19 protein-coding genes, 1 tRNA gene and 1 pseudogene are annotated in these 25,396 nt (G+C 69.3%); 17 read left to right on the forward strand and 4 right to left on the reverse strand.

Translation table 11 applies throughout. From position 1 onward, the window contains the following. Positions 1-41: 41 nt before the first annotated feature. The 7 genes from KYX17_RS14140 (at position 42) to serA (ending at position 9,001) form a co-directional block, all read left to right on the forward strand. Complete coding sequence (locus tag KYX17_RS14140; protein WP_243227617.1) at positions 42-1,844, forward strand: acetolactate synthase large subunit; 1,803 nt, start codon at positions 42-44, stop codon at positions 1,842-1,844. A gap of 1 nt (position 1,845) precedes the next feature. Continuing rightward, entirely contained in the window at positions 1,846-2,355 is a 510-nt protein-coding gene (gene ilvN / locus KYX17_RS14145) for an acetolactate synthase small subunit (protein WP_243227618.1), read from the forward strand. Positions 2,356-2,442: 87 nt separating this feature from the next. Then, complete coding sequence (gene ilvC, locus KYX17_RS14150; protein ID WP_234075232.1) at positions 2,443-3,468, forward strand: ketol-acid reductoisomerase; 1,026 nt, start codon at positions 2,443-2,445, stop codon at positions 3,466-3,468. Positions 3,469-3,651: 183 nt separating this feature from the next. Next, a complete protein-coding gene (adhE, locus tag KYX17_RS14155; RefSeq protein ID WP_243227619.1) occupies positions 3,652-6,342 on the forward strand; it encodes a bifunctional acetaldehyde-CoA/alcohol dehydrogenase in 2,691 nt (896 codons plus the stop codon). Between the two features lie 77 nt (positions 6,343-6,419). Next, on the forward strand, positions 6,420-6,899 hold the full coding sequence (locus KYX17_RS14160; RefSeq protein ID WP_243227620.1) for a DNA polymerase III subunit gamma/tau: 480 nt from the start codon (positions 6,420-6,422) through the stop codon (positions 6,897-6,899). Beyond that, positions 6,896-7,240 carry a bacitracin resistance protein gene (locus KYX17_RS14165; protein ID WP_243227621.1) on the forward strand — a complete coding sequence of 115 codons (345 nt, stop codon included), beginning with the start codon at positions 6,896-6,898 and terminating at the stop codon, positions 7,238-7,240. The genes KYX17_RS14160 and KYX17_RS14165 overlap by 4 nt, the downstream gene beginning before the upstream one ends. 156 nt (positions 7,241-7,396) lie before the next feature. Continuing rightward, the gene (serA, locus tag KYX17_RS14170) at positions 7,397-9,001 is read left to right on the forward strand and encodes a phosphoglycerate dehydrogenase (protein ID WP_243227622.1); all 1,605 of its coding nucleotides are present in this window, start codon (positions 7,397-7,399) and stop codon (positions 8,999-9,001) included. 165 nt (positions 9,002-9,166) lie between these two features. Here serA and KYX17_RS14175 read toward each other — a convergent pair whose 3' ends face one another. After that, on the reverse strand, positions 9,167-9,712 hold the full coding sequence (locus KYX17_RS14175) for a TetR/AcrR family transcriptional regulator (RefSeq protein WP_243227623.1): 546 nt from the start codon (positions 9,710-9,712) through the stop codon (positions 9,167-9,169). A 68-nt stretch (positions 9,713-9,780) separates the two neighbouring features. On the opposite strand from KYX17_RS14175, the gene KYX17_RS14180 reads away from it, so the two are divergent. The 5 genes from KYX17_RS14180 (at position 9,781) to KYX17_RS14200 (ending at position 15,620) form a co-directional block, all read left to right on the forward strand. Then, positions 9,781-11,328 carry an MFS transporter gene (locus KYX17_RS14180; RefSeq protein ID WP_243227624.1) on the forward strand — a complete coding sequence of 516 codons (1,548 nt, stop codon included), beginning with the start codon at positions 9,781-9,783 and terminating at the stop codon, positions 11,326-11,328. A gap of 29 nt (positions 11,329-11,357) precedes the next feature. Then, complete coding sequence (locus KYX17_RS14185; protein ID WP_243227625.1) at positions 11,358-12,410, forward strand: 3-isopropylmalate dehydrogenase; 1,053 nt, start codon at positions 11,358-11,360, stop codon at positions 12,408-12,410. A gap of 61 nt (positions 12,411-12,471) precedes the next feature. Then, the gene (locus KYX17_RS14190) at positions 12,472-13,578 is read left to right on the forward strand and encodes a branched-chain amino acid aminotransferase (RefSeq protein WP_243227626.1); all 1,107 of its coding nucleotides are present in this window, start codon (positions 12,472-12,474) and stop codon (positions 13,576-13,578) included. Between the two features lie 34 nt (positions 13,579-13,612). Then, entirely contained in the window at positions 13,613-14,380 is a 768-nt protein-coding gene (locus tag KYX17_RS14195) for a fumarylacetoacetate hydrolase family protein (RefSeq protein ID WP_243227627.1), read from the forward strand. Then, positions 14,373-15,620 (forward strand): MFS transporter, encoded by a 1,248-nt coding sequence (locus KYX17_RS14200; protein ID WP_243227628.1) that lies wholly within the window; start codon positions 14,373-14,375, stop codon positions 15,618-15,620. Before KYX17_RS14195 ends, KYX17_RS14200 begins: the two co-directional genes overlap by 8 nt. Here the strand turns inward: KYX17_RS14200 and KYX17_RS14205 are convergent. After that, the gene (locus tag KYX17_RS14205) at positions 15,617-16,669 is read right to left on the reverse strand and encodes an aminotransferase class V-fold PLP-dependent enzyme (RefSeq protein ID WP_243227629.1); all 1,053 of its coding nucleotides are present in this window, start codon (positions 16,667-16,669) and stop codon (positions 15,617-15,619) included. The two genes, KYX17_RS14200 and KYX17_RS14205, sit on opposite strands and share 4 nt — an antisense overlap. Positions 16,670-16,752: 83 nt before the next feature. Here KYX17_RS14205 and KYX17_RS14210 point away from each other — a divergent pair, with 83 nt between their 5' ends. Further along, complete coding sequence (locus tag KYX17_RS14210; RefSeq protein ID WP_243227630.1) at positions 16,753-17,718, forward strand: LysR family transcriptional regulator; 966 nt, start codon at positions 16,753-16,755, stop codon at positions 17,716-17,718. An 11-nt stretch (positions 17,719-17,729) separates the two neighbouring features. Continuing rightward, entirely contained in the window at positions 17,730-19,244 is a 1,515-nt protein-coding gene (gene gltX, locus KYX17_RS14215) for a glutamate--tRNA ligase (protein WP_243227631.1), read from the forward strand. Positions 19,245-19,253: 9 nt separating this feature from the next. Here the strand turns inward: gltX and KYX17_RS14220 are convergent, their stop codons facing one another. After that, entirely contained in the window at positions 19,254-20,246 is a 993-nt protein-coding gene (locus tag KYX17_RS14220; RefSeq protein WP_243228226.1) for a hypothetical protein, read from the reverse strand. A gap of 97 nt (positions 20,247-20,343) precedes the next feature. Further along, positions 20,344-20,928: pseudogene (locus KYX17_RS14225) on the reverse strand (ArnT family glycosyltransferase); the annotation flags it as partial. 133 nt (positions 20,929-21,061) lie between these two features. Between KYX17_RS14225 and KYX17_RS14230 the strand changes: the two are divergent. From KYX17_RS14230 to KYX17_RS14240, 3 genes are all read left to right on the forward strand, one after another. After that, positions 21,062-21,133, forward strand: a tRNA-Gln gene (locus tag KYX17_RS14230). Positions 21,134-21,247: 114 nt separating this feature from the next. Beyond that, a complete protein-coding gene (locus KYX17_RS14235; protein WP_243227632.1) occupies positions 21,248-21,895 on the forward strand; it encodes a hypothetical protein in 648 nt (215 codons plus the stop codon). 194 nt (positions 21,896-22,089) lie between these two features. Further along, on the forward strand, positions 22,090-25,386 hold the full coding sequence (locus KYX17_RS14240; protein ID WP_243227633.1) for an immunoglobulin-like domain-containing protein: 3,297 nt from the start codon (positions 22,090-22,092) through the stop codon (positions 25,384-25,386). The last annotated feature ends 10 nt before the right edge of the window (positions 25,387-25,396 follow it).

A 25,396-nucleotide genomic window follows, 5' to 3' on the forward strand; every position in this document is an offset into this window, starting at 1 on the left:
TCGCCTCCGACATCCCGTCATCCCCACCCGAGGTAGTTCCCATGTCCTCAGACATCTCTGCGGCCATTCCCCGGCCGCCCGCCCGTGCGCAGTCCGCACCCGTGATCACGGGAGCGGAGGCCGTCGTCCGCTCGCTCGAACTCGTCGGCGTCACCGACGTGTTCGGGCTCCCGGGCGGCGCGATCATGCCCGTCTACGACCCGCTCATGGACGATGAGGCCGTGCGTCACATCCTCGTGCGCCACGAGCAGGGCGCCGGCCACGCGGCCGAGGGCTACGCCGCCGCATCCGGTCGCACCGGCGTCGCCATCGCGACGTCGGGCCCGGGCGCGACGAACCTCGTCACCGCGATCGCCGACGCCTACATGGACTCCGTGCCGCTCGTGTGCATCACCGGTCAGGTCTTCTCGACGCTCATGGGCACGGACGCGTTCCAGGAGGCCGACATCGTCGGCATCACGATGCCGATCACCAAGCACTCCTTCCTGGTGAAGACGGCCGAGGAGATCCCCGGCGCGATCGCGGCTGCCTTCGAGATCGCCAGCACCGGACGCCCCGGTCCCGTGCTCGTGGACATCACGAAGGACGCCCAGCAGGCCACGGCGCCCTTCATCTGGCCCCCGAAGGTCGAGCTGCCCGGCTACCGCCCGGTGACGAAGGCCCACGGCAAGCAGATCCAGGCCGCGGCGCAGCTGCTGTCCGAGGCCCGCAAGCCCGTGCTGTACGTCGGCGGCGGCGTGATCCGCTCGCACTCCTCGGAGGAGCTGCGTGTGCTGGCCGAGGCGACGGGCGCACCGGTCGTGACGACGCTCATGGCGCGAGGCGCGTTCCCGGACTCGCACCCGCAGAACCTCGGCATGCCCGGCATGCACGGCACGGTCCCCGCGGTGCTCGCGCTGCAGGAGGCGGACCTCATCGTCGCGCTCGGCGCCCGCTTCGACGACCGTGTCACGGGCAAGGCGTCGTTGTTCGCCCCGGGCGCGAAGGTCGTGCACGTCGACATCGACCCGGCGGAGATCTCCAAGATCCGTTTCGCCGATGTGCCGATCGTGGGCGATCTGAAAGAGGTGCTCGTCGATCTGGACGGCGCCTTCCGCCAGACGGTCGGCGATCAGAAGCCCGACATCACCGAGTGGTGGAGCTACCTCGACGGCCTCCGCGACGAGTTCCCGCTGGGCTACGCGCCCACGACCGACGGTCTGCTCTCGCCGCAGCAGGTCATCTCGCGCATCGGCGAGCTGAGCGGCCCCGAGGCGATCTACGCCGCGGGCGTCGGCCAGCACCAGATGTGGGCCGCCCAGTTCATCAAGTACGAGCGCCCCAACTCGTGGCTCAACTCCGGCGGCGCCGGAACCATGGGATACGGCGTCCCTGCCGCCATGGGCGCGAAGGTCGCCGAACCCGACCGGGTCGTCTGGGCGATCGACGGCGACGGCTGCTTCCAGATGACCAATCAGGAGCTCGCGACCTGCGTGATCAACGAGATCCCGATCAAGGTCGCGATCATCAACAACTCGTCGCTGGGCATGGTGCGCCAGTGGCAGACGCTGTTCTTCGACGGCCGCCACTCGAACACCGACCTGAACACCGGACACGGCACCGCCCGCATCCCGGACTTCGTGAAGCTCGCCGAGGCGTACGGCTGCCTGGCGATCCGCGTGGAGCGCGAGGACGAGATCGACGCCGCCATCACGCTCGCCCTCGAGACGAACGATCGCCCCGTCGTGATCGACTTCGTCGTGTCGGCCGACGCGATGGTGTGGCCCATGGTCCCGCAGGGCGTGAGCAACAGCTTCGTGCAGTACGCCCGCGACCACGCGCCCGAGTTCGACAAGGAGGACTGACATGACTTCACACGTGCTGAGCCTCCTCGTCGAGGACAAGCCGGGTCTGCTGACCCGCGTGGCGGGTCTGTTCGCCCGTCGCGGCTTCAACATCGAGTCGTTGGCCGTGGGTGTGACCGAGGTGCCGGGGCTGTCCCGCATCACGGTCGTCGTCGACGTCGACCAGCTCCCGCTCGAGCAGGTGACCAAGCAGCTGAACAAGCTCATCAACGTCATCAAGATCGTCGAACTGGATCCGGCCGCCTCCGTGCAACGCCAGCACGTGCTGGTGAAGGTGCGCGCAGACAACGCGAGCCGCTCCAACGTGCTCGAGGTCGTGAACCTGTTCCGCGGTTCCGTCGTCGACTACGCGCCCGATGCGCTCGTGGTCGAGATCACCGGCGACAAGGGCAAGGTGGACGCGTTCCTGCGCGCCCTCGAGCCCTTCGGCGTCAAGGAGATGGCGCAGTCCGGGCTGCTCGCGATCGGTCGCGGCGGCAAGAGCATCACCGAGCGCGTCCTGCGCGGATAACCCCTTTCGCAAGCCGTTCACCGGTCGTTGAGCGAGCGCAGCGAGTCGAAACGCAACGACCGACACACGAAGGAGAAAACACACACCATGGCTGAGATCTTCTACGACGCCGACGCCGACCTCTCGATCATCCAGAGCAAGAAGGTCGCGATCGTGGGCTACGGCTCGCAGGGTCACGCCCACGCGCAGAACCTGCGCGACTCCGGCGTCGAGGTCGTCATCGCGCTCAAGGACGGCTCCAAGTCCGCCGCCAAGGCCCAGGAGGACGGCTTCGAGGTCAAGTCGGTCGCCGACGCCGCCGAGTGGGCGGATCTGATCATGATCCTCGCGCCCGACCAGCACCAGCGCTCCATCTACGCCGAGAGCATCAAGGACAAGCTGACCGCGGGTAAGACCCTCGCCTTCGCGCACGGCTTCAACATCCGCTTCGGCTACATCGAAACGCCCGAGGGCGTCGACGTGATCCTCGTCGCCCCCAAGGCGCCGGGCCACACCGTGCGTCGCGAGTTCGTCGCCGGTCGCGGCATCCCGGACATCATCGCCGTCGAGCGCGACGAGACCGGCACCGCGTGGGCCACGGCGCTCTCGTACGCCAAGGCCATCGGCGGCACCCGTGCCGGCGTCATCAAGACGACCTTCACCGAGGAGACCGAGACCGACCTGTTCGGCGAGCAGGCCGTCCTCTGCGGTGGCATGAGCCACCTCGTGCAGTACGGCTTCGAGACGCTGACCGAGGCCGGCTACCAGCCCGAGATCGCCTACTTCGAGGTGCTGCACGAGCTGAAGCTCATCGTCGACCTCATGTGGGAGGGCGGCATCGCCAAGCAGCGCTGGTCGATCTCCGACACGGCCGAGTACGGCGACTACGTCTCCGGCCCGCGCGTCATCGACCCGTCGGTCAAGGAGCACATGCAGGCTGTTCTCGCCGACATCCAGTCCGGCGCGTTCGCCAAGCGCTTCATCGACGACCAGGATGCGGGCGCGCCCGAGTTCCTCGCGCTGCGCGAGAAGGAGCAGGGTCACCCGATCGAGGCGACCGGCAAGAAGCTGCGCTCGCTCTTCTCGTGGCAGCAGCAGGACTCGGACTACACCGAGGGCTCTGCCGCTCGTTGATCCGCGCCTGAACACCTCGCCGTGCACCACGCGGCGGACCTGGCCCGGCCATCGCATCCCGAACACAGGATGCGGTGGCCGGGTCTTTTCCGTGGGACCTTCGACCCTGGGTAGTGGTCTGACCAATTCATAATCTGGTCCCATGACGCGCGGCGAATGACCGCGCAGAGTGGGAGTGTTCCGATGTCTGTCGTCATCGATGCCCTCGTCGACCGGGCCCAAGAAGCTCTGGCCGCGTACGCATCCTTCACCCAGGAGCAGATCGACCAGATCGTCCGCAAGGCGTCGGTCGCAGCGCTCAGCCACCACGCCGACCTCGCGGTGCTCGCCGTCGAAGAGACGCGGCGCGGCACGTTCGAGGACAAGGCCGTGAAGAACATGTTCGCGTGCGAACACGTCACGAACTCGATCATCAACCAGCGCACGGTCGGTGTGATCTCCACCGACGAGCTCACCGGCATCACCGAGATCGCCGATCCGGTCGGCGTCGTGTGCGCCCTGACGCCGGTCACCAACCCGACGTCCACCACGATCTTCAAGTCGCTGATCGCGCTGAAGACGCGCAACCCCATCGTCTTCGGGTTCCACCCGTCGGCTCAGCGCTCGTCCGTGGCTGCTGCGACGGTCGTGCGCGATGCAGCCATCGCCGCCGGCGCGCCCGCCGACTGCATCCAGTGGATCGAGGAGCCGTCGATGGAGGCGTCGGGTGAGCTCATGAACCACCCCGGTGTCGCCCTCATCCTCGCCACCGGTGGCAACGCCATGGTCCGCGCGGCGTACTCCTGCGGCAAGCCGGCCCTCGGCGTCGGCGCCGGCAACGTGCCCGCCTTCATCGAGCGCACCGCGAAGGTCGGTCGCGCGGTCAACGACATCGTGATCTCGAAGTCGTTCGACAACGGCATGGTCTGCGCCTCGGAGCAGGCCGTGATCCTCGACGCTCCGATCGCGAAGGAAGCCCTCGCGGAGTTCGCCCGCCTGCACGCCTACATGGCGACGCCGGCCGAGAAGCGCCTGCTCGAGGAGTTCATCTTCGGTGTGGCCGCCGACAGTGCCAACTGCGCCGACGCAAAGCTCAACGCATCCGTCGTCGGACAGTCGCCCGCATGGATCGCTCAGCAGGCCGGCTTCGAGGTGCCCGCGGACACGTCGATCATCCTCGCCGAGGTCTCCGGCGTCGGACCGCACGAGCCGCTGACGCGCGAGAAGCTCGCCCCCGTGCTGGCCGTGCTGCACGCCCGCAACCCGCAGGAGGGCATCGACCTCGCCGAACAGATGGTCGCCTTCGACGGCCTCGGCCACTCCGGCGCGATCCACAGCAACGACCCTGCGGTGATCGCCGACTTCGCCGATCGCGTCAAGGCCGTGCGCATCATCGAGAACGCCCCCTCGGCGCTCGGCGGCATCGGCGACATCTACAACGCGTTCATGCCGTCGCTGACCCTCGGCTGCGGCTCCTACGGTCACAACTCGGTCTCGAACAACGTCTCGGCGGTGAATCTGTTGAACATCAAGCGCGTCGGTCGGCGCAACAACAACCTGCAGTGGTTCAAGATCCCCGCGAAGACCTACTTCGAGCCGAACGCCCTGCGCTACCTGATCGACATGAAGCACATCGACCGCGTCACGATCGTCACCGACGCCACGATGACCAAGATGGGTTTCGTCGACCGGGTCGTCGACATCCTGCACCGTCGGGCAACGCCCGTGCACCTGCAGATCATCGACCGGGTGCTGCCCGAGCCCACCGTGGCGAGCGTGCAGGCCGGGGCCGCGCAGATGCGCGAGTTCCAGCCCGACACGATCATCGCCCTCGGCGGCGGGTCGCCGATGGACGCGGCGAAGGTCATGTGGCTGCTGTACGAGAACCCCGACGTGCAGTTCTCCGACATGCGCGAGAAGTTCTTCGACGTGCGCAAGCGCGCCTTCAAGTTCCCCGAGCTCGGCGCCAAGGCGAAGCTCGTCTGCGTGCCGACCACGTCGGGAACCGGCAGCGAGATGACCCCCTTCGCGGTGATCACCGATGAGACCACGGGCATGAAGTACCCGCTCGCGGACTACGCGCTCACCCCGTCGGTCGCCATCATCGACCCGACGCTGACCGCGGCGCTGCCTGCCTTCCTCGTAGCGGATGCGGGCTTCGACGCCCTCACCCACGCGACCGAGGCGTACGTGTCGGTCTACGCGAACGACTACACCGACGGCCTGGCGCTTCACGCGATCAAGCTGATCTTCGAGAACATCGTGCGCTCCACCCAGGCGCCCGCGGGATCGAAGGACGCCGCCGACCTGCAGGCTCGCGAGAAGATGCACAACGCCGCATCCATCGCCGGCATGGCGTTCGGCAACGCGTTCCTCGGAATCGTGCACGCCATGGCGCACGTGACCGGCTCGAAGTTCCACCTCGTGCACGGCCGCACCAACGCGATCTATCTGCCGCACGCGATCCGCTACAACGGACGCGTGCCCAGCAAGGTCACGAGCTGGCCCAAGTACGAGCGTTACATCGCACCGGAGCGCTACCAGGAGATCGCCAAGCACCTGGGGCTGAAGGCGGACACCCCGGAGCAGGGCGTCGAGAGCTACGCCCGCGCGGTCGAGAAGCTGCGCGACGCCGTCGGCATCGAGCGCTCGTTCCAGGCGCAGGGCGTCGCCGAGGGCGACTTCATCGGGCGCCTCGACGAGCTCGCCATGGCCGCCTACGGCGACCAGTGCGCTCCGGCCAACCCGCGTCTGCCGCTGCTCGCGGACATGCGCACCCTCATGGAGGCCGCCTACTACGGCACCTCGTTCGACGAAGTGCGCGCGGCTCGTGCGCACGCCGAAGCTGCGGCGGATGCGGCGACTGAGCCCGCCCGTCCGACGCAGGACGCCTGAATCCCCTTCCGGGCGTCCGGGCCCCGGGATCCTCGTGATCCCGGGGCCTTCGCCGTGCCAGGAGGTAGGGTCGAGGCATGGTTTCGCGCGACGACGACGCACTCAGCTGGGACGGTGACGACGACCCGACGCTCGCCCCGCAGGTGGCGCCTCGACGGGCCGCATCCCCCTCGGAATCGGATCTGAAGACCGCTCCCGCGAGCCGGCCGAGCGCCGAGACGGATGCGGCACCCGCATCCGTCGCCGACGACGTCGATCCGGCGCCGATGAGCAACGTCGCGCTCGTGACGCTCGGTGTCTTCGGCGGGATCTACCTGCTGCTCGCCGTCGGGTGGTTCCTCGGCGGATCGCGCCTGCAGTTCGTCGCGCAGCTGTTCATCAACCCCGCGGCGCACATCGCGGCCTGGATCCTGGCGATCGCCGCTCCCGCCGTCTGGTTCGCCACCGCGCTCGTGCTGACACGCTCTCGGCCGATCTGGCTGCGGATCATCGCCCTGGTCGTCGGCGCCGTGGTGCTGCTGCCCTGGCCGTTCCTCACGACGGGAGTGGGAGCATGAGCGCCACGACAGCTGCGCGACGGGTCGCGATGCCGGTCTGGCTCATCGTCACGATCGCCGGCTTCGCCGCCCTCTTCTTCGCGTTCGCGCTGTGGACGGCGCTCGGATTCCTGCTGCAGCAGGCCGGGGGAGACGCAGGGCTCACCGGGTACGGCTGGTTCGTGCTGCTGCTTCCCGTACTGTTCCCCATCCTCGTGTTCGCGGGCTGCTTCGCTCTCGGCTGGCGGCGCAAGGCGGGGCCGTTCGCGCTCCTGCTCCTGCTCGGCCTGTGTCTGGTCGCCGTCTTCTGGCTCGACATCTTCGCCTACGCGTCGGTCACACCCTCGCTCTACAACGCCTGACATCCGAAGGCCCAACGTCCCGTCACACGGTCGGGGGCACCGGGGTCGGGGCAGTAGGCTGACAAGTGCGCGGCCGGCCCGCCCGCGACGCGCTTCCAACCGCCTCGCGCCGTCGTGCTCTGCACGCGGTCCCGCATGTGTCAAAGGACATCCGCTGTGACCAAGCCCGTCGTCCTCATCGCTGAAGAGCTCTCTCCCGCCACGATCGACGCCCTCGGGCCCGACTTCGACGTGCGCCACGTCGACGGAGCGGACCGCGCGGCGCTGCTCCCCGCCCTTGCGGACGCGCACGCCGTGCTCGTGCGCTCGGCGACGCGGATGGATGCGGAGGCCATCGCCGCCGCACCCGCGCTGAAGGTGATCGCCCGCGCCGGTGTCGGGCTCGACAACGTCGACATCAAGGCCGCGACGACCGCCGGCGTCATGGTCGTCAACGCGCCCACCTCGAACATCATCTCCGCCGCAGAGCTCACCGTCGGCCACATCCTGAGCCTCGCGCGTCGCATCCCGGCCGCGCACGCATCCCTCGCGTCCGGCGCATGGAAGCGCAGCTCGTTCACCGGCACCGAGCTGTTCGAGAAGACGGTCGGCATCATCGGTCTCGGCCGTATCGGCGCGCTGATCGCCGCGCGCCTGCAGGCCTTCGACATGCGTGTCGTCGCCTACGACCCCTACGTCACGAGCGCGCGAGCCCAGCAGCTGGGCGTCGAGCTGCTGACGCTCGACGAGCTGCTCGAGCAGAGCGATTTCATCAGCATCCACATGCCCAAGACGCCCGAGACGACGGGCATGATCAGCACCGAGCAGCTGCGGCGTATGAAGCCGACCGCGTTCGTGGTGAACGTCGCCCGCGGCGGGCTGATCGACGAGGCGGCTCTGGCCGACGCCCTGATTTCGGGTGAGATCGCCGGCGCGGGTCTCGACGTGTTCTCGAGCGAGCCGCCCGCCGCCGACAGCGATGCTGCCCGCCTGCTGTCGCTGCCGAACGTGGTCGTCACCCCGCACCTCGGCGCATCGACCGACGAGGCGCAGGAGAAGGCCGGTGTCTCGGTCGCGAAGTCCGTGCGCCTGGCGCTGTCGGGCGAGCTCGTCCCGGATGCGGTCAACGTCGCCGGCGGCGTCATCGACCCGTATGTGCGCCCGGGCATCGCGCTCGTCGAGAAGCTCGGCCAGATCTTCTCCGCCCTGGCTGTCTCGCCCGTCACGAGCATCGACGTCGAGGTGCACGGCGAGCTCAAGGACTACGACGTCAGCGTGCTGAAGCTCGCAGCCCTCAAGGGCGTGTTCACGAACATCGTCAGCGAGTCGGTGTCCTACGTGAATGCCCCGCTGCTGGCAGACCAGCGCGGCATCGAGGTGCGGCTCATCGTCGACGGCGTGAGCGAGGAGTATCGCAACGTCATCACCGTGGCGGGCGCGCTGTCCGACGGCTCGCAGCTCTCGGTGTCGGGCACGCTGACCGGCACGAAGCAGATCGAGAAGCTGGTCGCCATCAACGGCCACGCCCTCGAACTGCCGATCGAGAAGCACCACATCGTGATGCAGTACACCGACCGTCCCGGAATCGTGGCCGTTTACGGCCAGCGATTCGGCGAGGCCGGCATCAACATCGCCGGCATGCAGATCGCGCGCCGTGCGGCCGGGGGACAGGCCCTCTCGGTGCTCACGGTCGACTCGCCCGTGCCCGACGAGCTGCTCGCCGAGGTCGGCTCCGCCATCCAGGCCGACCTGTTCCGCCAGATCGAGATCACCGAGTCCTGAGGCGCGTCGGCCGCGACCCGCATCCCTCACGCCGAGCGAGCATCCGTTCATCGAGGGAGCATCCAATGGGGTGCTCACTCGGTGATTGGGTGCTCACTCGGCGTTGACGACGCCGGTCGTTGAGCGAGGCACGCAGCGCCGAGTCGAAACGTCTGGCCGGCGGCGTCAGCCGCGCGCGGCGCGCGTGACGATCTCGACCAGGGCGTCCATGGCGGCACCCGTCGGTGTGGGGCCGGCCACACCATCGCCCCCGAGGGCGTTGTTGAAGTACAGGCCGTCGCTCACGAGCATCACGAGATCCAGCGCGGCCTCGCTCGCCACGTGCGCCCGCAACGCGTCGGCCCAGCGGCCGCGGATGGCGCGCAGTGCGGCGCCCGCGGCGGTGTGCCCGCCCTGGGCGAGCCGGGAGACGGCGACGAAGGCTCGATCGAGCGCGTCGTCACTCATCGCGGATGTGCGCACGAAGTAGGCGACGGGGCCTTCCTCGGACGCCGACATTCGATCCAGGTCCTCCTCGACGAGGACGTGGAGACGTTCGAGTAGACCCACCTCCAAGGCGTCCTTCGAGCCGAAGTGGTACAGCAGGCCGCCCTTGGAGACGCCGGCAGCCCGGGCCGTCGCATCCATCGTCGCCGCGCGTTCGCCCTCGGCGACGAGAAGCCTCTCGAAGGCGTCGAGCACCAGCTCGCGGGCGCGCGGGGGTCGGCTCATGGTCTCGATGGTACTGACGACGGGTGCTCCATCTCTGTTACTATACCAGCCGGACGGTATAGAAACACATGAACACACTGACTCAAGACATCGCCATCGCCGAAGCCGAGGGGCGCCGCGTCGGGTGGCGCGGCTGGGCGGCCCTCGTCGTCCTCATGCTTCCCGTGCTGCTGGTCGCGGTCGACAACACGGTGCTGAGCTTCGCGCTGCCGGAGATCGCCCTGCAACTGCAGCCCACCAGCACGCAGCAGCTCTGGATCATCGACGTGTATCCGCTCGTGCTGGCGGGATCCCTCGTGACGATGGGCACGCTCGGCGACCGTTTCGGACGCCGTCGGATGCTGCTGATCGGCGCCACGGGGTTCGCCGCCGTCTCAGCGCTCGGGGCGTTCGCCCCCAACGCCGAACTGCTCATCGCCGCCCGCGCCGTCATGGGTGTCTTCGGTGCGATGCTCATGCCCTCGACGCTGTCGCTGCTTCGCAGCATCTTCACCGACCGCAATCAGCGCCGGCTCGCGATCGCCGTGTGGGCTGCCATGTTCTCGGCCGGCGCGGCTCTCGGCCCGGTCGTGGGCGGGTTCCTTCTCGAGCACTTCGCCTGGGGATCGGTGTTCCTGATGGCGGTGCCCGTGCTCATCCCACTGCTCGTGCTCGCGCCGATCCTCGTGCCGGAGAGTCGCGACCCGCACCCCGGCCGTGTGGACCCGGTGAGCATCGTGCTCTCCATGGCGACCATGGTGCCGATCGTCTATGCGATCAAGGAGGCGGCGGCTCACGGCCCGAGCTCGCTCGTCGCCGCCCTGTTGGTGGCGGGCATCGGGTTCGGTGTGCTGTTCGTGCGCCGCCAGCGTCGCGCCGAGACGCCGATGCTCGATGTCCGCCTCTTCGCCCGCGGCGCGTTCACGGGCGCGCTGCTGATCAACCTGTTGAGCGTGCTCGCGCTGGTCGGGTTCATCTACTTCGTCTCGCAGCATCTGCAGCTCATCGTCGGTCTCTCGCCCATGAACGCGGGCCTTGCACTCGTGCCCGGTCTGGTGCTCATGATCGTCTCGGGACTCGCCGTCGTGCCCGTCGCGAAGCGCGTCTCGCCGCGCGTCGTCATCCCCGTCGCACTGGTGTTCTCGTTCGTCGGCTACGTCATGGTCGCGCTGTCGACGGACCCGGGCTCGGTGGCACTGCTCGTGGTGGCCTTCATGGTGCTCGGCATCGGGATCGGCGCGGCCGAGACGGTCTCGAACGAACTCGTGCTCGCCAGCGCCCCACCGGCGAAGGCGGGAGCGGCCAGCGCCGTCTCCGAGACCGCGTACGAGGTCGGTGCAGTGCTGGGAACATCACTGCTCGGTGGACTGCTCACGGCGCTGTACCGCGCGAACCTCGTCGTGCCGCAGGGTGTGCCCGCGGATGCGGCGGATGCGGCGCGCGAGACACTGGCAGGCGCGGTGAGCGCAGCGAACGGACTCGCACCCGAGACGGGTGCCGCGCTCCGGGATGCGGCTGCGCACGCCTTCGACGCGGGTGTCGGCATCACGTCGCTCATCGGCGCGGGGTTGGTCGTCGTGGCAGCGGTCATCGCCGCCACTACGCTGGGATCATCCCGTAACTCGCCGCGGCGGTGATGCCCGCGGCATCCTGAGACAGGAGTGCCATGTCGCGCGTCGTGAAGCTCGCCGTCATCCCCGGTGACGGAATCGGTCCCGAAGTCGTCGCCGAGGCCGACAAGGTGCTCGACGCGGTCACCGCGGGTACCGACGTGACCTTCGAGCGCACGTGGTTCTCGCTCGGCGCCGCGCGCTATCTCGAGACGGGCGACACCCTCACCGACGATGACCTGGCGGCTATCGCCTCGCACGACGCGATCCTGCTCGGCGCCGTCGGGGGAGTGCCCGGCGACCCGCGCCTGAAGAACGCGAACATCGAGCGCGGCCTGCTGCTCAAGCTGCGCTTCGCCCTCGATCACTACGTGAACCTGCGCCCGTCGAAGCTCTACCCCGGTGCGAGCGGGCCACTCGCCGACCCGGGCGAGATCGACTTCGTCGTGGTGCGCGAGGGGACCGAAGGGCCGTACGTCGGCAACGGAGGCGCGATCCGTGTGGGAACCCCGCACGAGGTGGCCAACGAGACGTCCGTGAACACGGCGTTCGGCGTCGAGCGCGTCGTGCGTTTCGCGTTCGCCGAGGCGGAGCGTCGCCGCAAGAAGCTCACTCTCGTGCACAAGACGAACGTGCTCGTGCACGCCGGGGGAATCTGGAAGCGGATCGTCGACGAAGTGGCGACCGCGCACCCCGACGTCGCCGTAGACTATCTGCACGTCGATGCGGCCACGATCTTCCTGGTCACGAACCCCAGCCGCTTCGACGTGATCGTCACCGACAACCTCTTCGGTGACATCCTGACCGACCTGGCAGGTGCCGTCACCGGTGGCATCGGCCTCGCCGCATCCGGGAACATCAATCCCGACGGCGACTTCCCCTCGATGTTCGAGCCCGTTCACGGTTCGGCTCCCGACATCGCGGGCCAGCAGAAGGCCGACCCCACGGCCGCGATCCTCTCGGTCGCTCTCCTGCTGAACCATCTGGGACTGCGCGATGACGCCGACCGCCTCACCCGCGCGGTCGAGGCCGACATCGCCGAGAGGCCCGATTCGGTCCGCACCACAGCACAGATCGGCGACGCGATCATCGCGCGACTCCAGGCGTAATCTGGAGCCCGCAGCCGTCGCCCGTGACCGCGCCGCCAGGCGCAGATGAAGCGAGATCCTCATGACACTCCTCGACACCGATTCCGACCAGGGCCTCGCACCGCTCGAGTTCGCCGTCACCCGCAACCTCGCCGCCCGCGGCGCCGCGGAGCGCGAGCAGATCCTCGAGAACCCCGGCTTCGGCACCGCCTTCACCGACCACATGGTCGACATCTGCTGGTCGATGCGCGGCGGCTGGCACCGTCCGCGCGTGCAGCCCTACGGCCCCATTTCGCTGGATCCCGCCGCCGCCGTCCTGCACTACGGCCAGGAGATCTTCGAGGGCATCAAGGCCTACCGTCACGCCGACGGCTCGATTCACACCTTCCGTCCCGACCAGAACGGCCGGCGTCTGCAGCGCTCAGCGCGGCGGCTCGCGCTTCCGGAGCTGCCGGTGTCGTACTTCGTGCAGTCGCTGCGCGAGTTGATCAAGATGGATGCGGCCTGGGTGCCGGCGGGCGCCGACCAGAGCCTGTACCTGCGGCCGTTCATGTTCGCCAAGGAGGCGTTCCTGGGCGTGCGTCCGGCGCAGAAGGTCGCCTACTACCTCATCGCGAGCCCCGCGGGCGCCTACTTCAAGGGCGGCGTGCAGCCGGTCTCGATCTGGCTGAGCGAGGACTACTCCCGCGCCGGAAAGGGCGGCACGGGCGCGGCGAAGACCGGCGGCAACTACGCGGCCAGCCTCCTGCCGCAGTCCGAGGCGTACGAGAACGAGTGCGACCAGGTCGTGTTCCTCGACCAGGACGGCAATGTCGAAGAGCTCGGCGGCATGAACATCGTGTTCGTCAAGAAGGACGGCACGCTCGTGACCCCGCAGTCCGACTCGATCCTCGAGGGCATCACCCGCGACTCGATCCTGCAGCTCGCGATCGACCGCGGCCACAAGGTCGAGGGCCGCGCCGTGTCGCTCGCCGAGTGGCGCGACGGCGTCGCCTCGGGAGACATCGTCGAGGTGTTCGCCTGCGGCACGGCCGCGGTGGTAACGCCGATCGGTCAGCTCAAGGGCAAGAACTTCTTCGACGAGCAGCCGACCGGCTCGCTCGCGCTGTCGCTGCGCGAGGAGCTGACCGACATCCAGTACGGGCGCCGCGAAGACACGCACAACTGGCTCGTCCGGCTCGACGCCTGATCCCGCAGCGGGGCGTCCTGGATAGGCTGAACGGGTGAAGATCGCTCGGTTCAGCCACCAGGACGCCATCGCTTACGGAATCGTCGACGACGACGAGCTGGTGCAGCTCGCCGGGGACCCGATGTTCGCCGGCTTCGAGCCCACGGGCAAGCGCATCCCGATCGCGGATGTGGCGCTGCTGGCGCCGGTGATCCCGCGATCCAAGGTCGTGGCGATCGGACGCAACTACCGCGCGCACGCGGAGGAGCTCGGCAACGATGTCCCCGCCGAGCCTCTGATGTTCCTCAAGCCCAACACCGCGGTGATCGGCCCGGGTGACGTCATCGTGCGTCCCACGCAGTCCGAGCGGGTCGACTTCGAGGGCGAGCTGGTCGTGGTGATCGGTCGCATCGCGAAGAACGTGCCGGTGGAGAAGGCGCTCGATGTCGTGTTCGGGTACACGGTCGGCAACGACGTGACCGCGCGCGACCTTCAGCGCAGCGACGGCCAGTGGTCGCGCGCCAAGGGCTTCGACACCTTCTGCCCGCTCGGACCCGTCATCGAGACGGAGTTCGATCCCGCATCCGCCGCGCGCGTCGTGACGCGCGTCAACGGCGACGAGCGACAGTCCGCTCCGCTGACCGATCTGATGTTCCCGATCGCCGAGCTGATCGCGTACGCGTCGTCGGTGTTCACGCTGCTGCCGGGCGATGTCATCATGACGGGAACCCCCGCCGGCGTCGGCCCGCTCGTGGCCGGTGACGAGGTCGAGGTCGAGGTCGAGGGGATCGGCGTTCTGAGCAACACCGTGCGCGATGCCTGAGGGCGCTGACCTGCTGCCGGATGCGGCCGAGCTGACCCGCATCCGACGCCGCACGCTGTGGCTGCTCTCGTCCGGACAGATCCTCGGCGGGATCGCGTTCGGCGCGACGATCTCGCTGGGCGCGATCCTCGCTACCGAGCTGTCGGGTGACGAGGCGTTCTCGGGCTGGGCGACGGCGGCCGTGACGCTCGGCGCGGCCGCGTTCGCCATCCCGCTCGCGGCCCTCGCGCGGCGCCGTGGGCGTCGTCCCGCGCTCGCGGCCGGGCTCTCGGTGGCGCTGATCGGGGTGCTGCTCGTGATCGGCGCGGTCGCGGCCGCATCCTTCCCGCTGCTCCTGGTTGCGGTCGTGCTGATCGGTGCGGGGCAGGCGGCGAACCTGCAGTCGCGGTTCGCCGCGGCCGACCTCGCCACCGACGCGTCGCGCGGTCGCGACATCTCGGTCGTCGTCTGGGCGACGACGGTCGGTGCCGTCCTCGGCCCGAACCTGGTAGGCCCGGGGCAAGCGCTCGGCGATCTCGTCGGCATGCCCCCGCTGACGGGGCCCTACCTGTTCACCATCGTCGCCCAGGTACTCGCCGTCGTCCTGTACGTCGCAGCGCTCCGACCCGACCCCCTGCTGTTGGCGCAACGTCTCGTCGCACGGGATGCGGCGGGCGCGGGCCCTCGGATCGCCCGCGCCGACCGGCCCGTGCCGGCGCGCTACGCGATCCTCGCGATCGCCGCCTCGCACGGCACGATGGTCGCCGTCATGGCCATGACACCTGTGCACCTCGTGCATCACGGTGCGAGCCTCACGATCGTGGGGCTCACCATCAGCCTGCACATCGCCGGGATGTATGCCCTGTCGCCGGTGTTCGGCATCCTCGCCGACCGGATCGGCCGGGTGGCGACCGTGTTGGTCGGGCAGGGACTGCTCGCCGCATCGCTCCTCGTGTCGGGGGTGGGGCAGAACTCGAACGCCGCGGTGACCGTCGGCCTCGTGCTGCTGGGGCTCGGGTGGAGCGCCTCGACTGTGGCGGGCGCGGCGCTGCTCGTGGAGACCAGCAGCGAGGCGATGCGCACCCGCCGGCAGGGCCGCAGCGACCTCGCGATGAACCTCGTAGGGGCCGCCGGCGCGATCCTCGCCGGAGTCATCCTCGGCTGGATCGGATTCGGCGGGCTCGCGTTCGTCACCCTTGCGCTGGTCGTGCTCGTGGTTGCGGCATCGCCGCTCGCGCGCAGGCGGCGAGACGCGGCCTAACGCAGCGCTCGCACCGCGCGGTCGACGTCGTCCTCGTCGTTGAAGACGTGGAAGGCGAGGCGCGCGCGTCCGGCGCGGCCGGATGCGGTGATGCCGGCGGCTTGCAGTCGCGCGAGGTCGGCGGCGTCCGCGTCAGTCCACGTCACGATCGCACTCGGGCTGGTGGGGGCGGGCAGGCCCATCTCGGTGAGGAACCGGCCCGCGAGCCCCGTCGTGTATCGGTGGATCGCGGCCGTGTCGGCGTTGGCGAAGATTCCGAGTGCGGGCTCCGCGCCCACGAAGGCCTGCCATGCGGGGGAGACGTCGAACCGGCGGGCGTCCGAGGCCAGCGTCGCGGCGTCGCCGTAGCAGGACTGCCACGGGTCGGCCCCCGCGTACCAGCCGGCGTGGAGCGGCGTGAGGGTGGCTGCGAACTCCTCGGTCAGGGCGAGAAAGGCGACGCCGCGCGGCGCGCACAGCCACTTGTACGCGTGCACGACGAACGCGTCGAAGGCGGTGGCGTCGACAGGGAGCCAACCGACCGCCTGCGTGCCGTCGCACAGCGTGCGGGCGCCGACCGCACGGGCGGCGGCGGTGATCGCGACGTGATCGGCGACCTCGCCGGATGCGGACTGCACGAGCGAGAAGGCGACAAGCACCGTGTCGGGACGCACCGCGTCGGCGAGCTCTGCCAGCGGTGCGCAGCGCACCCGGAGGCCACCACGGTGCACGAACGGGAGCACGAGCGAGGAGAAGTCGCCGTCCGGCACGAGCACCTCGCTGCCTTCGGGCAGGGAGGCGGCGATGAGGCTCACCAGAACCGAGGTCTGCGACCCGATCGCCACGCGTGCCGGGGCGACCTGCAGAAGTCGTGCGGCGTGCTGGCGGGTCTGCTCGACGACCACGGAGTAGGCCGCCGCATCCGCTCCGTGCGTGACCGAGCGCATGATGTCGGCGATGAGGGCGTCGCGACTCGCGCGCGGCGGCAGACCGCCGGTGCAGGCGGCGAGATAGCCGCGACCGCCGTCGAAGGCCGCGCGGACGGCGGTGAGATCCAGCGGTGCGGTCATGCCTCCAGCATCGGGATGCGCGAGGTCGGGGTCTACGGCAGAAGGGGCATCGCGTTCATAAGCTCACGTTATATATTCGGCGCATGGCCGATCCGGACGAGGGCGAACTCGCCGTGCAGGCGTTCCGCGTAATGCGTGCCATCGCCGACACGGGCTCCATCACCGCGGCTGCCGCATCGCTCGGCTACAGCCAGCCCGCCGTCAGCCAGCAGGTGCGCCGGATCGAGAGTCGTGTCGGGATGCCGGTGGTCGAGCGCGTCGGGCGCCGGGTGCGCCTCACCGAGGCCGGCGCCGTGCTCGCCCGCCACGCGGATGCGGTCGCGCGCTCCATCGACGCCGCCGCCGACGAGCTGGCGCAGCTGCGCGGGCTGGCCTCGGGTCGTGTGCGGCTCACAGGATTCCCCTCGGCGTCGCCCACGCTCGTGCCGCGGGTGCTCGCAGCGCTCTCGGAGACGGCCCCCGGGCTCGCGGTGACCTACGTCGAGGCGGAACCGCCGGAGGCGATGGTCGCGGTGCGCGAGGATCGCGCCGACATCGCGCTCACGTTCAGCTATCCCGGCGACGAGAACGACCCGCACGGCGAGAGCGCGCGCGGGCTCGTGGTACGCACGCTCGGTGCGGACCGCATGTTCGTCGTGCTCCCCGAGGGTCATGAGCTCGTGGGCGCATCCGTCGCTCAGCTCGGCGAGCTCGCCGACGCATCCTGGATCGCGGGCTGTCCTCGGTGCCGTGGTCACCTGCTGGAGCTCTGCGCTCGTGCCGGGTTCACGCCGCGGATCGCGTTCGAGACCGACAACATCGTCGCGGTGGAGAACCTCGTGGCCCGCGGTACCGGCGTGGCGACCCTGCCGGGATTAGCTCTCGATTCGTTCCCGCTGCTGCCGGGCGTGCAGGCGGTGCCGCTGCCGCCGGGGGAGCAGCGCACGCTGCACGTCGTGACGGCGGCGGACGCGCACCGCGTGCCGGCGCTCCGGTTGGCGCTCGCGGCAGTCGGCGAGGCCGCGCAGGCTGCGGGAGTGGGCCGCGGGACGGCGGGACGACGCGGGTAGGCTGGGAGCCTATGGTTTCCGCACCCGATCCCCGCACCACGACCGCAACCGGCTCCGACATCCGGGTGCGGTTCTGCCCCTCGCCCACGGGCCTGCCGCACGTCGGCCTCATTCGCACCGCGCTGTTCAACTGGGCCTACGCCCGGCACAACGGCGGCAAGCTCGTCTTCCGCATCGAAGACACGGATGCGGCCCGCGACAGCGAGGAGAGCTATCAGCAGCTGCTCGAGGCGCTGCGCTGGCTCGAGATCGACTGGGACGAGGGCGTCGAGGTCGGAGGTCCCCACGCGCCGTACCGGCAGTCGCAGCGGCACGAGCTCTACCGCGAGGTGCTCGACAAGCTGGTCGCTGCGGGTGTCGCCTACGAGAGCTACTCGACGGCCGAGGAGATCGATGCGCGCAACGAGGCCAACGGCCGCGCCAAGCAGCTCGGCTACGACAACTACGACCGCACGCTCACCGAGGAGCAGAAGGCCGCGTTCCGCGCCGAGGGACGCGAACCCGCCTACCGCCTGCGCGTGCCGGACGAGGACCTCACCTACGTCGACCTCATCCGCGGCGAGGTGACCTTCCCTGCGGGTTCCTTCCCCGACTTCGTCATCGTGCGCGCGGGCGGTGTGCCGCTGTACACCTTCGTGAACCCGGTCGATGACGCGCTCATGGGTATCACGCACGTCATCCGCGGCGAGGACCTCATGCCCTCGACCGCGCGCCAGCTCTCGCTCTACCGCGCGCTGATCGAGGCGGGCGTGACGGACTTCGTGCCGCGTTTCGGGCACATGCCGCTGGTGCTGGGGGAGGAGGGCAACAAGAAGCTCTCCAAGCGCGACCCGAAGGCCGACCTCTTCTTGCAGCGCGAGAAGGGCTTCATCCACGAGGGTCTGCTCAACTACCTCTCGCTGCTCGGCTGGTCGCTCGCGCCCGATCGCGATGTGTTCTCGCTCGACGAGCTCGTCGAGGCCTTCGACATCGCCGACGTGAACCCCAACCCGGCCCGCTTCGACCAGAAGAAGGCCGAGTCCATCAACGGCGATCACATCCGGATGCTGGCGCCCGAGGACTTCGCGACGCGCATCCTGCCGTACCTGCGCGATGCCGGGATCATCGGCGAGACGCTCGACGATCGCGAGCGGGCGCTCATCGCCGCCGCGGCACCGCTCGTGCAGGAGCGTGTGCAGCTGCTGGGCGATGTGCCGGGCCTGCTTGGCTTCCTCTTCCGTGACGACGTGGAGTACGCCGACGACGCCCTCGCGTCGCTGCCGGCCAACGCGGGCGAGGTGCTCGTCGCCTCGGTCAACGCGCTCGAGCTCGTGCCGCACGTGGAGTTCGCCGCCGCATCCGTGCAGGAGGCGCTGCAGAAGGCGCTGATCGAGGAGCTCGGCCTGAAGCCGCGCGTCGCGTACGGACCGCTCCGAGTCGCCGTCAGCGGTCGCCGGGTGTCGCCGCCGTTGTTCGAGTCGATGGAGCTGCTCGGCAAGAGCGAGAGTATCCGCCGGCTCGACGCCCTCGTGCAGAAGATCGGCTGACGCGGTCGCTCATCCTGCGGCGCAGGAGTAGAGCGTCGCGCCCGCGGGGGCATTGCTGACGAGGGTGCAGGTGGATGTCACCCACGCGCTGATGTCCGTCGTGGAGGTCGACGCCGAGCGGGCGCCCTCTGCTCCAGATCCCGAGGCGCCGGAGCCGAGCAGGTACGTGATCTCGCCGTCCGCGACCATCTGCTGGAATGCGGCGAGGGTGGGGACGTCGTCGCTGCCGTCGAACCCGCCGATGGGCAGCACGGAGCCGCCGTCCGAGGCGAGGATGAGCTGCGCCGCCGACTGCGCGCCGAACGTGGCGACGAGGTACTTCGCATCGCCCTGACGCTCTGTGAGATAGAGCAGCAGTGCCGTGTCAGAGGTGGTGCCGCCCGGCACGCCCGTGGGGCGCATGCCGCCGCGGGTACCGGTCTGGGCGTCGCCGTTCTGCGTGCCGCCGACGGGGGGTTGCGCTCTCGCGCCGCTCGCCGATCCGCCGGTCGTCGTACCGCCGCCGGGCCGGGCGCCACCGAAGCCACCGCCGCCACTGGGCATCTGGGAGACGCCCGCGGCTGTGGGGTTGATCGAGCTCGGCGCACTGATGGTCAGCACCGACCAGGCCGCCGGTGTCAGGAGGAGGGCGATCGCCGCGACCGCGGCGGTCACCCAGCGCAGCGCCTGCGCCTTGCGTTCGAGGGCGAGGAGCAGGGTCGCGATCGCGGCGATCGCGGCCCGCACCCAGGCGATGACCGGGCTCGGCTCGGAGTACATCGTCGCGATCAGGACGGCGGTGAGTGCTGTTACGGCCACGAGCAGAATTTGGGGCCACAGGAGGCGTCGTGAACGCGCGACGGCGAAGGCCGCTGCCACGAGGAGGGCGACGGGGATCGCGAGCGCGGACGTGTAGAACTGGTGCATTCCCGCGACCAGCGAGAACATCGCGACCTCGGTCGCGAACCACCCGCCGAGGAACACGACGGTCGCGGGGCGCCACCGCAGGATGAACAGGATCACGACGGCCGCGACGGTCGCGGGAAGCAGCCACGCGATCTGTCCGGATGCGGCGCCGCCACGGCTGCCGCGTGCACAGGTAGGCCGCCGCGAGCGCCGGCCAGACCGCCCACGCCTCGAGCATGTAGGTCTGGAAGGCCACGCCGACCAGCGCTCCGGCGAGCAGGTACCAGCCGAGGCTCCGCTGCTGGATCGCCCGAACCGCGGCCCACGCCACCAGCGCGAGCGCGAGGACGAAGAACGCCTGCGGCTGATTGGACCGAGCAACCGCGACGAGGATCGGTGTGGTGGCCACCACGGCTCCCGCGAGCAGACCACCCGTCGTCCCGACCAGTCGACCGGCCGTGAACGCGCTCACGGCGGCCGCCGCGGTGGCGGCGATGGCGTTCGGAAGGATGACGGCCGCCGGTGAGAAGCCGAACAGGCGCACGGCGAGAGCGGGAATCCAGAAGGAGCCCGGGATCTTGTCGAGCGACACCGTGCCGGCGGGGTCGAAGGCGCCGAAGAAGAGGTTCGACCAGCTTTTGCTCATCGACATGGCGACGGCGCCGTAGTAGTTGCTCATCGATGCGGACACCTGCCATCCGGTCAGGACGGCGGCGGTGATCACGATCAGCACGAGTCCCACAGGCCACGCGGCACGGGTCCACCATGAACCGGGGGGCGGAGCGGACACAGCGGTCATGGCAGGACGGTAGAGGGGATAGTGAAGGATGACAGATGAGCCACCGATGGCGTCGCCGTGAGCGTGCGCCGGTTTGGGATTGCCGCGGGCGTGGGCTAAGCTCTTCTCTTGGCGCTACTTCGGTAGAAGCCGGTGGGGTATGGTGTAATTGGCAACACGGCTGATTCTGGTTCAGTTGTTCTTGGTTCGAGTCCAGGTACCCCAGCAAGATGAAAAGCCCCCGCTTCGGCGGGGGCTTTTGCGTTGCGCCGCGCGCTCGTTCACCTCGTGGCAACCCGCGAGAAAGACGGGAGCAGGGTGCGCCGCGTTCACTGTGTCGGTGCTGAACTCGCGACGACCTCCTCTGCTGCTCGCCACGACCGTGGTGCTGGCGATCTCGATCGCCGGATGCTCCGCCGCCGGCGGCGCCGGCACGACTTCGCCGGCGGCGAGCGGCGAGACACTGCCGGAGCCGGGCCGTACGGTGGCGGCGACGTCCGTCGACGACGTGACGTCGGTGCTCGCGAGCGGGGCGACGCTCTCGGTCGTGTGGGTCCCGTCGGAGCCGGCCACCGCGCTGCTCGCGGGTCTCGAGGAGGTGGTCGCTCAGGCGGGCGCGAGTATCGAGCTCTTCGAAGCGGCGAGCGAGGCCGATGTCGAATCGGCGTTCGCCTCGGCGCTCGACACGCAGCCCGATCTGCTGGTCGGACTCGGCGCCGACGTCGTCGACGTCTTCTCGTTCGAAACCCCGAAGCAGTTGTCGCAGCAGTTCCTCGTCCTCGGTGCTCAGCTCGCCGAGCCGACCGCCAACGTCACGGCGGTCGTGTGGGACGGGGCGACGTCGCGCGGCTCGGGTGCGTCCGCCGACGGGCCGCTCGACGGTGCGCCGCCGAGCGACCGGCTCGCCGGCGACGCGGCGGTCGCGGGGCTCGCCAGCATCAGTGACGGCGTCACCGGTGTCGTCGTCGAAGTCTCAGCGTCTCGTTGAAGGCCGGGAGGCGGGTTTTCGCCCGCTGATCAGGCGAGGTGAGCAACAGGTGAACGATCAGGTTCCCGCCGTTAATGAGGGCGTTCCCATCGAGTCACTCTGAGTTGTGAGAGTGCCGGATTGTGCGTGCCCTGTGTGCGCGCTTTTCCTATCCTCTGTGCTCCCTATGACTCAGATTGGCGTGACATCTCTTGTTGACCCACGAAGCTCATCCGACCCCCGTCGGTGCCTCTTCTCGGAGCTCGTTCGCGCGGCGCTCCCTCGCCGCGGCGGCCCTGTTCTCTGTGGTAGCGGCGTCCGGCGCCGCTGCCGCCCTTCCTGCTGCGGCAGCCCCCCTCGGCTCCGGCCCGGTCGCCGCGGCCGCTGATGGCATCGCCGTCGAGCCGGTGCGCATCCAGGCCGAGAGCTACACCTCGGACAACGGCAACGGTCTGAAGAAGGAATCCGGCACCGACGCGACCGGCCAGTCGCTCGGCAACGTCGGCGGCACCTGGAACGGCGGCGAGCTGGTCTACGACCAGATCAGCCTCGGTTCGGCCCCGCTGTCGACGCTCACGGTGCGCTACGTCAACAACTCCAGCCGCGTGGGTCAGAACCCGTCGCTCACCTTCTACCTCGACTCCAAGACCGAGGAGAACAAGCTCACGACGGTCGCGCTCCCGGTCACCGGAAGCAACTGGAACGCGTACAACACGACGACGGTCGACCTGCCGCGACCGGTCTCGGGTAACCACAAGCTGATCGTCACGATGGCCGTCACGCCCGACGCGAACCACCCCTACGTCGGCAACTTCGACTACTTCGAGTTCGGCCCGGAGGCGCTTCCCGCGACCTACCTCACGACCGACGACGAGTGGCGCTACTCGGACAACGGCACCGACCCCTCGGGCAACGGCACGCTGTCGTGGACGACGGCCGACTTCGACGACTCGGCGTGGAAGAGCGCCGCTGGTTCGTTCGGCTCGAAGAAGGGCGCGGCCGACCTCGGTGGCGGCTTCAAGGCCGACACGTTGATCCAGTACGCGAAGACCGGCTCGTCCGACACGATCGAGACGTACCACTTCCGCACCGACGTGGACATCTCGGCCGGGCAGCTCGCCCAGCTCGACGGCCTCACCGGCTCGATCACCTACGACGACGCCGTGCGCGTGTTCGTGAACGGCCAGAAGGTCGCCGGGTTCGCCGACGACCGCGTCGCGACCGCGCCGAACCAGAATCTGACCTACGCGGGAAACAGCGCGGGCGACCCCGTCACGAGCACCTTCACCGTTCCGGTCGAGGCGCTCAAGGCCGGCGAGAACACCATCGCCGTCGCGCTCTACCAGGACCGTGCCAGCTCGAGCGACATCTACCTCGACGTCACCTCGCTCGCCCCGCTCGAGATCGTCCCCGAGCCGGAGACCGCGAACATCACCGACCTGGTGCTGGGCGTGGGCGCGACCGAGGCCGAGCGCAACCTCAACTGGTACACGAACGTCGACGTCGAGCAGGTCGCGCAGATCGCGCCCGCATCCGCCGTCGTGAACGGGGTGTTCCCCGCTTCGGCGAAGACGGTCGAGACCTCCGCCACAGGTGGCACCTCGAGCGGCGAGTTCTTCCGCAACGCGACCTTCTCCGGTCTCGCGGAGAACACGGCGTACGCCTACCGCGTCGGCAGCGAGGCCAAGGGCTGGTCGGACGTCAAGACGTTCCGCACGCAGGACTTCGCGGGGGACTTCTCCTTCCTCTTCTTCGGTGACCCGCAGCTCGGCGCGTCGGGCAACCTCACGAACGACAACGCCGGATGGCTCGACACGCTGAACGTCGCGACGCAGAGCTACCCCGACGCGGAGATGCTCTTCTCCGCGGGCGACCAGGTCGAGTCGGCGGGCAACGAGGCGCAGTACGAGGGCCTGTTCGCTCCCGAGCAGATGCAGCGCATCCCGTTCGTGGCAACCAACGGAAACCACGACGTCGGCTCGAAGGCGTACGAGCAGCACTACAACCTGCCCAACGAGGACCTCACCGCCGGTGCCGGCGGGACAAGCTCGTCGGGTGGCGACTACTGGTTCATCTACAAAGACGTGCTGTTCGTCAACCTCAACTCGAACAGCCGCGACTACGCCTCGCACAACGCCTTCATGGACAAGGTCATCGCCGAGCAGGGCGCGAACGCCAAGTGGCGCGTGCTGGCGTTCCACCACTCGATCTACTCGGTGGCCTCGCACTACGGCGACAGCGACATCATCGACCGGCGCAACACGATGCCCTCGAAGATCTCCGAGCTCGACTTCGACGTCGTGCTCATGGGCCACGACCACAACTACACCCGCAGCTACCTGATCAAGAACGGTCAGATGGCGGATGCCGCCGAGCTCAAGGGTCAGTCCATGGTCGAGGCCAAGCCGGGTGAGGTGCTCTACGTCACGGCCAACTCGGCCAGCGGTTCGAAGTACTACAACACGACAGCGCCCGACGCCTGGTTCGCCTCGGTGATCAACCAGGAGCGCGTGCGCAACTACTCGGTCATCGACGTGACCGACGACGAGTTCACCGTGCGCACCCTGCGCAGCCAGGCGAACGGTTCGGCCAAGCCGGTCAACTCGGTCGTCGACGAGGTCGTGCTCACGAAGGACGCCGCACCCGAGCTGACGGTTCCGGCCGACAGCGAGCTCACCGTCGGTGACGAGTTCGACACCTTCGCGGGTGTCTCGGCCGTCGACAACGTCGATGGCGACCTGACCGCCAAGGTCACCGCATCCGGTGTGGTCGACACGACCAAGCCGGGCACCTACACCGTGACGTACTCGGTCAAGGACGCACGCGGCAACGAGACCACCGCCACGCGCACCATCACGGTTGTCGCGGGACCCGTGGACCCCGAGCCCACGCCGGAGCCGACGGTCGAGCCGACCACGGAGCCGACTCCGGAGCCGACGGTCGAGCCGACCACCGAGCCCACCCCGGAGCCGACGGTCGAGCCGACCACGGAGCCCACCCCGGAGCCGACGGTCGAGCCGACCACGGAGCCCACGCCGGAGCCGACCGAGACGCCGGGCAACGAGCAGCCGACGGGCACCCCCGTCGCGCCCGTGAGCAACGGCGACAACCTGCCCGTCGACCTGAAGGACAAGGTCTCGGTCAGTGTCGTGAACGGTCGTACTGTCACCGTCAGCGGCCTGCCCGCCGGTGAGTGGCACTACCTGTACGCGTACTCCACGCCGACCGCGCTCGGTTGGGCTCAGAGCTCGGCAGCGGGCTCCGTGACGGTCGCCCTGCCGGACTCGCTCGCCGCCGGCGCCCACCGCATCGCGGTCCTGGACGCCGAGGGCACGCTGGTCGGTTGGACCGAGGTCACGATCGCCGCCGGCCCCGCCGCAGCGCCCGGTGCGCTTCCGGCAACCGGTGGGAATACCGCAATGCTCTGGGGCTTCGGTGCCCTCGGCGCTGCGCTCCTCGCCGCCGGTGGCGTGCTCGTGATCGCGCGTCGCCGCAGCGCCGCCACGCGCTGACACCCCTGAT

Source organism: Microbacterium sp. CIAB417, assembly GCF_022788845.1.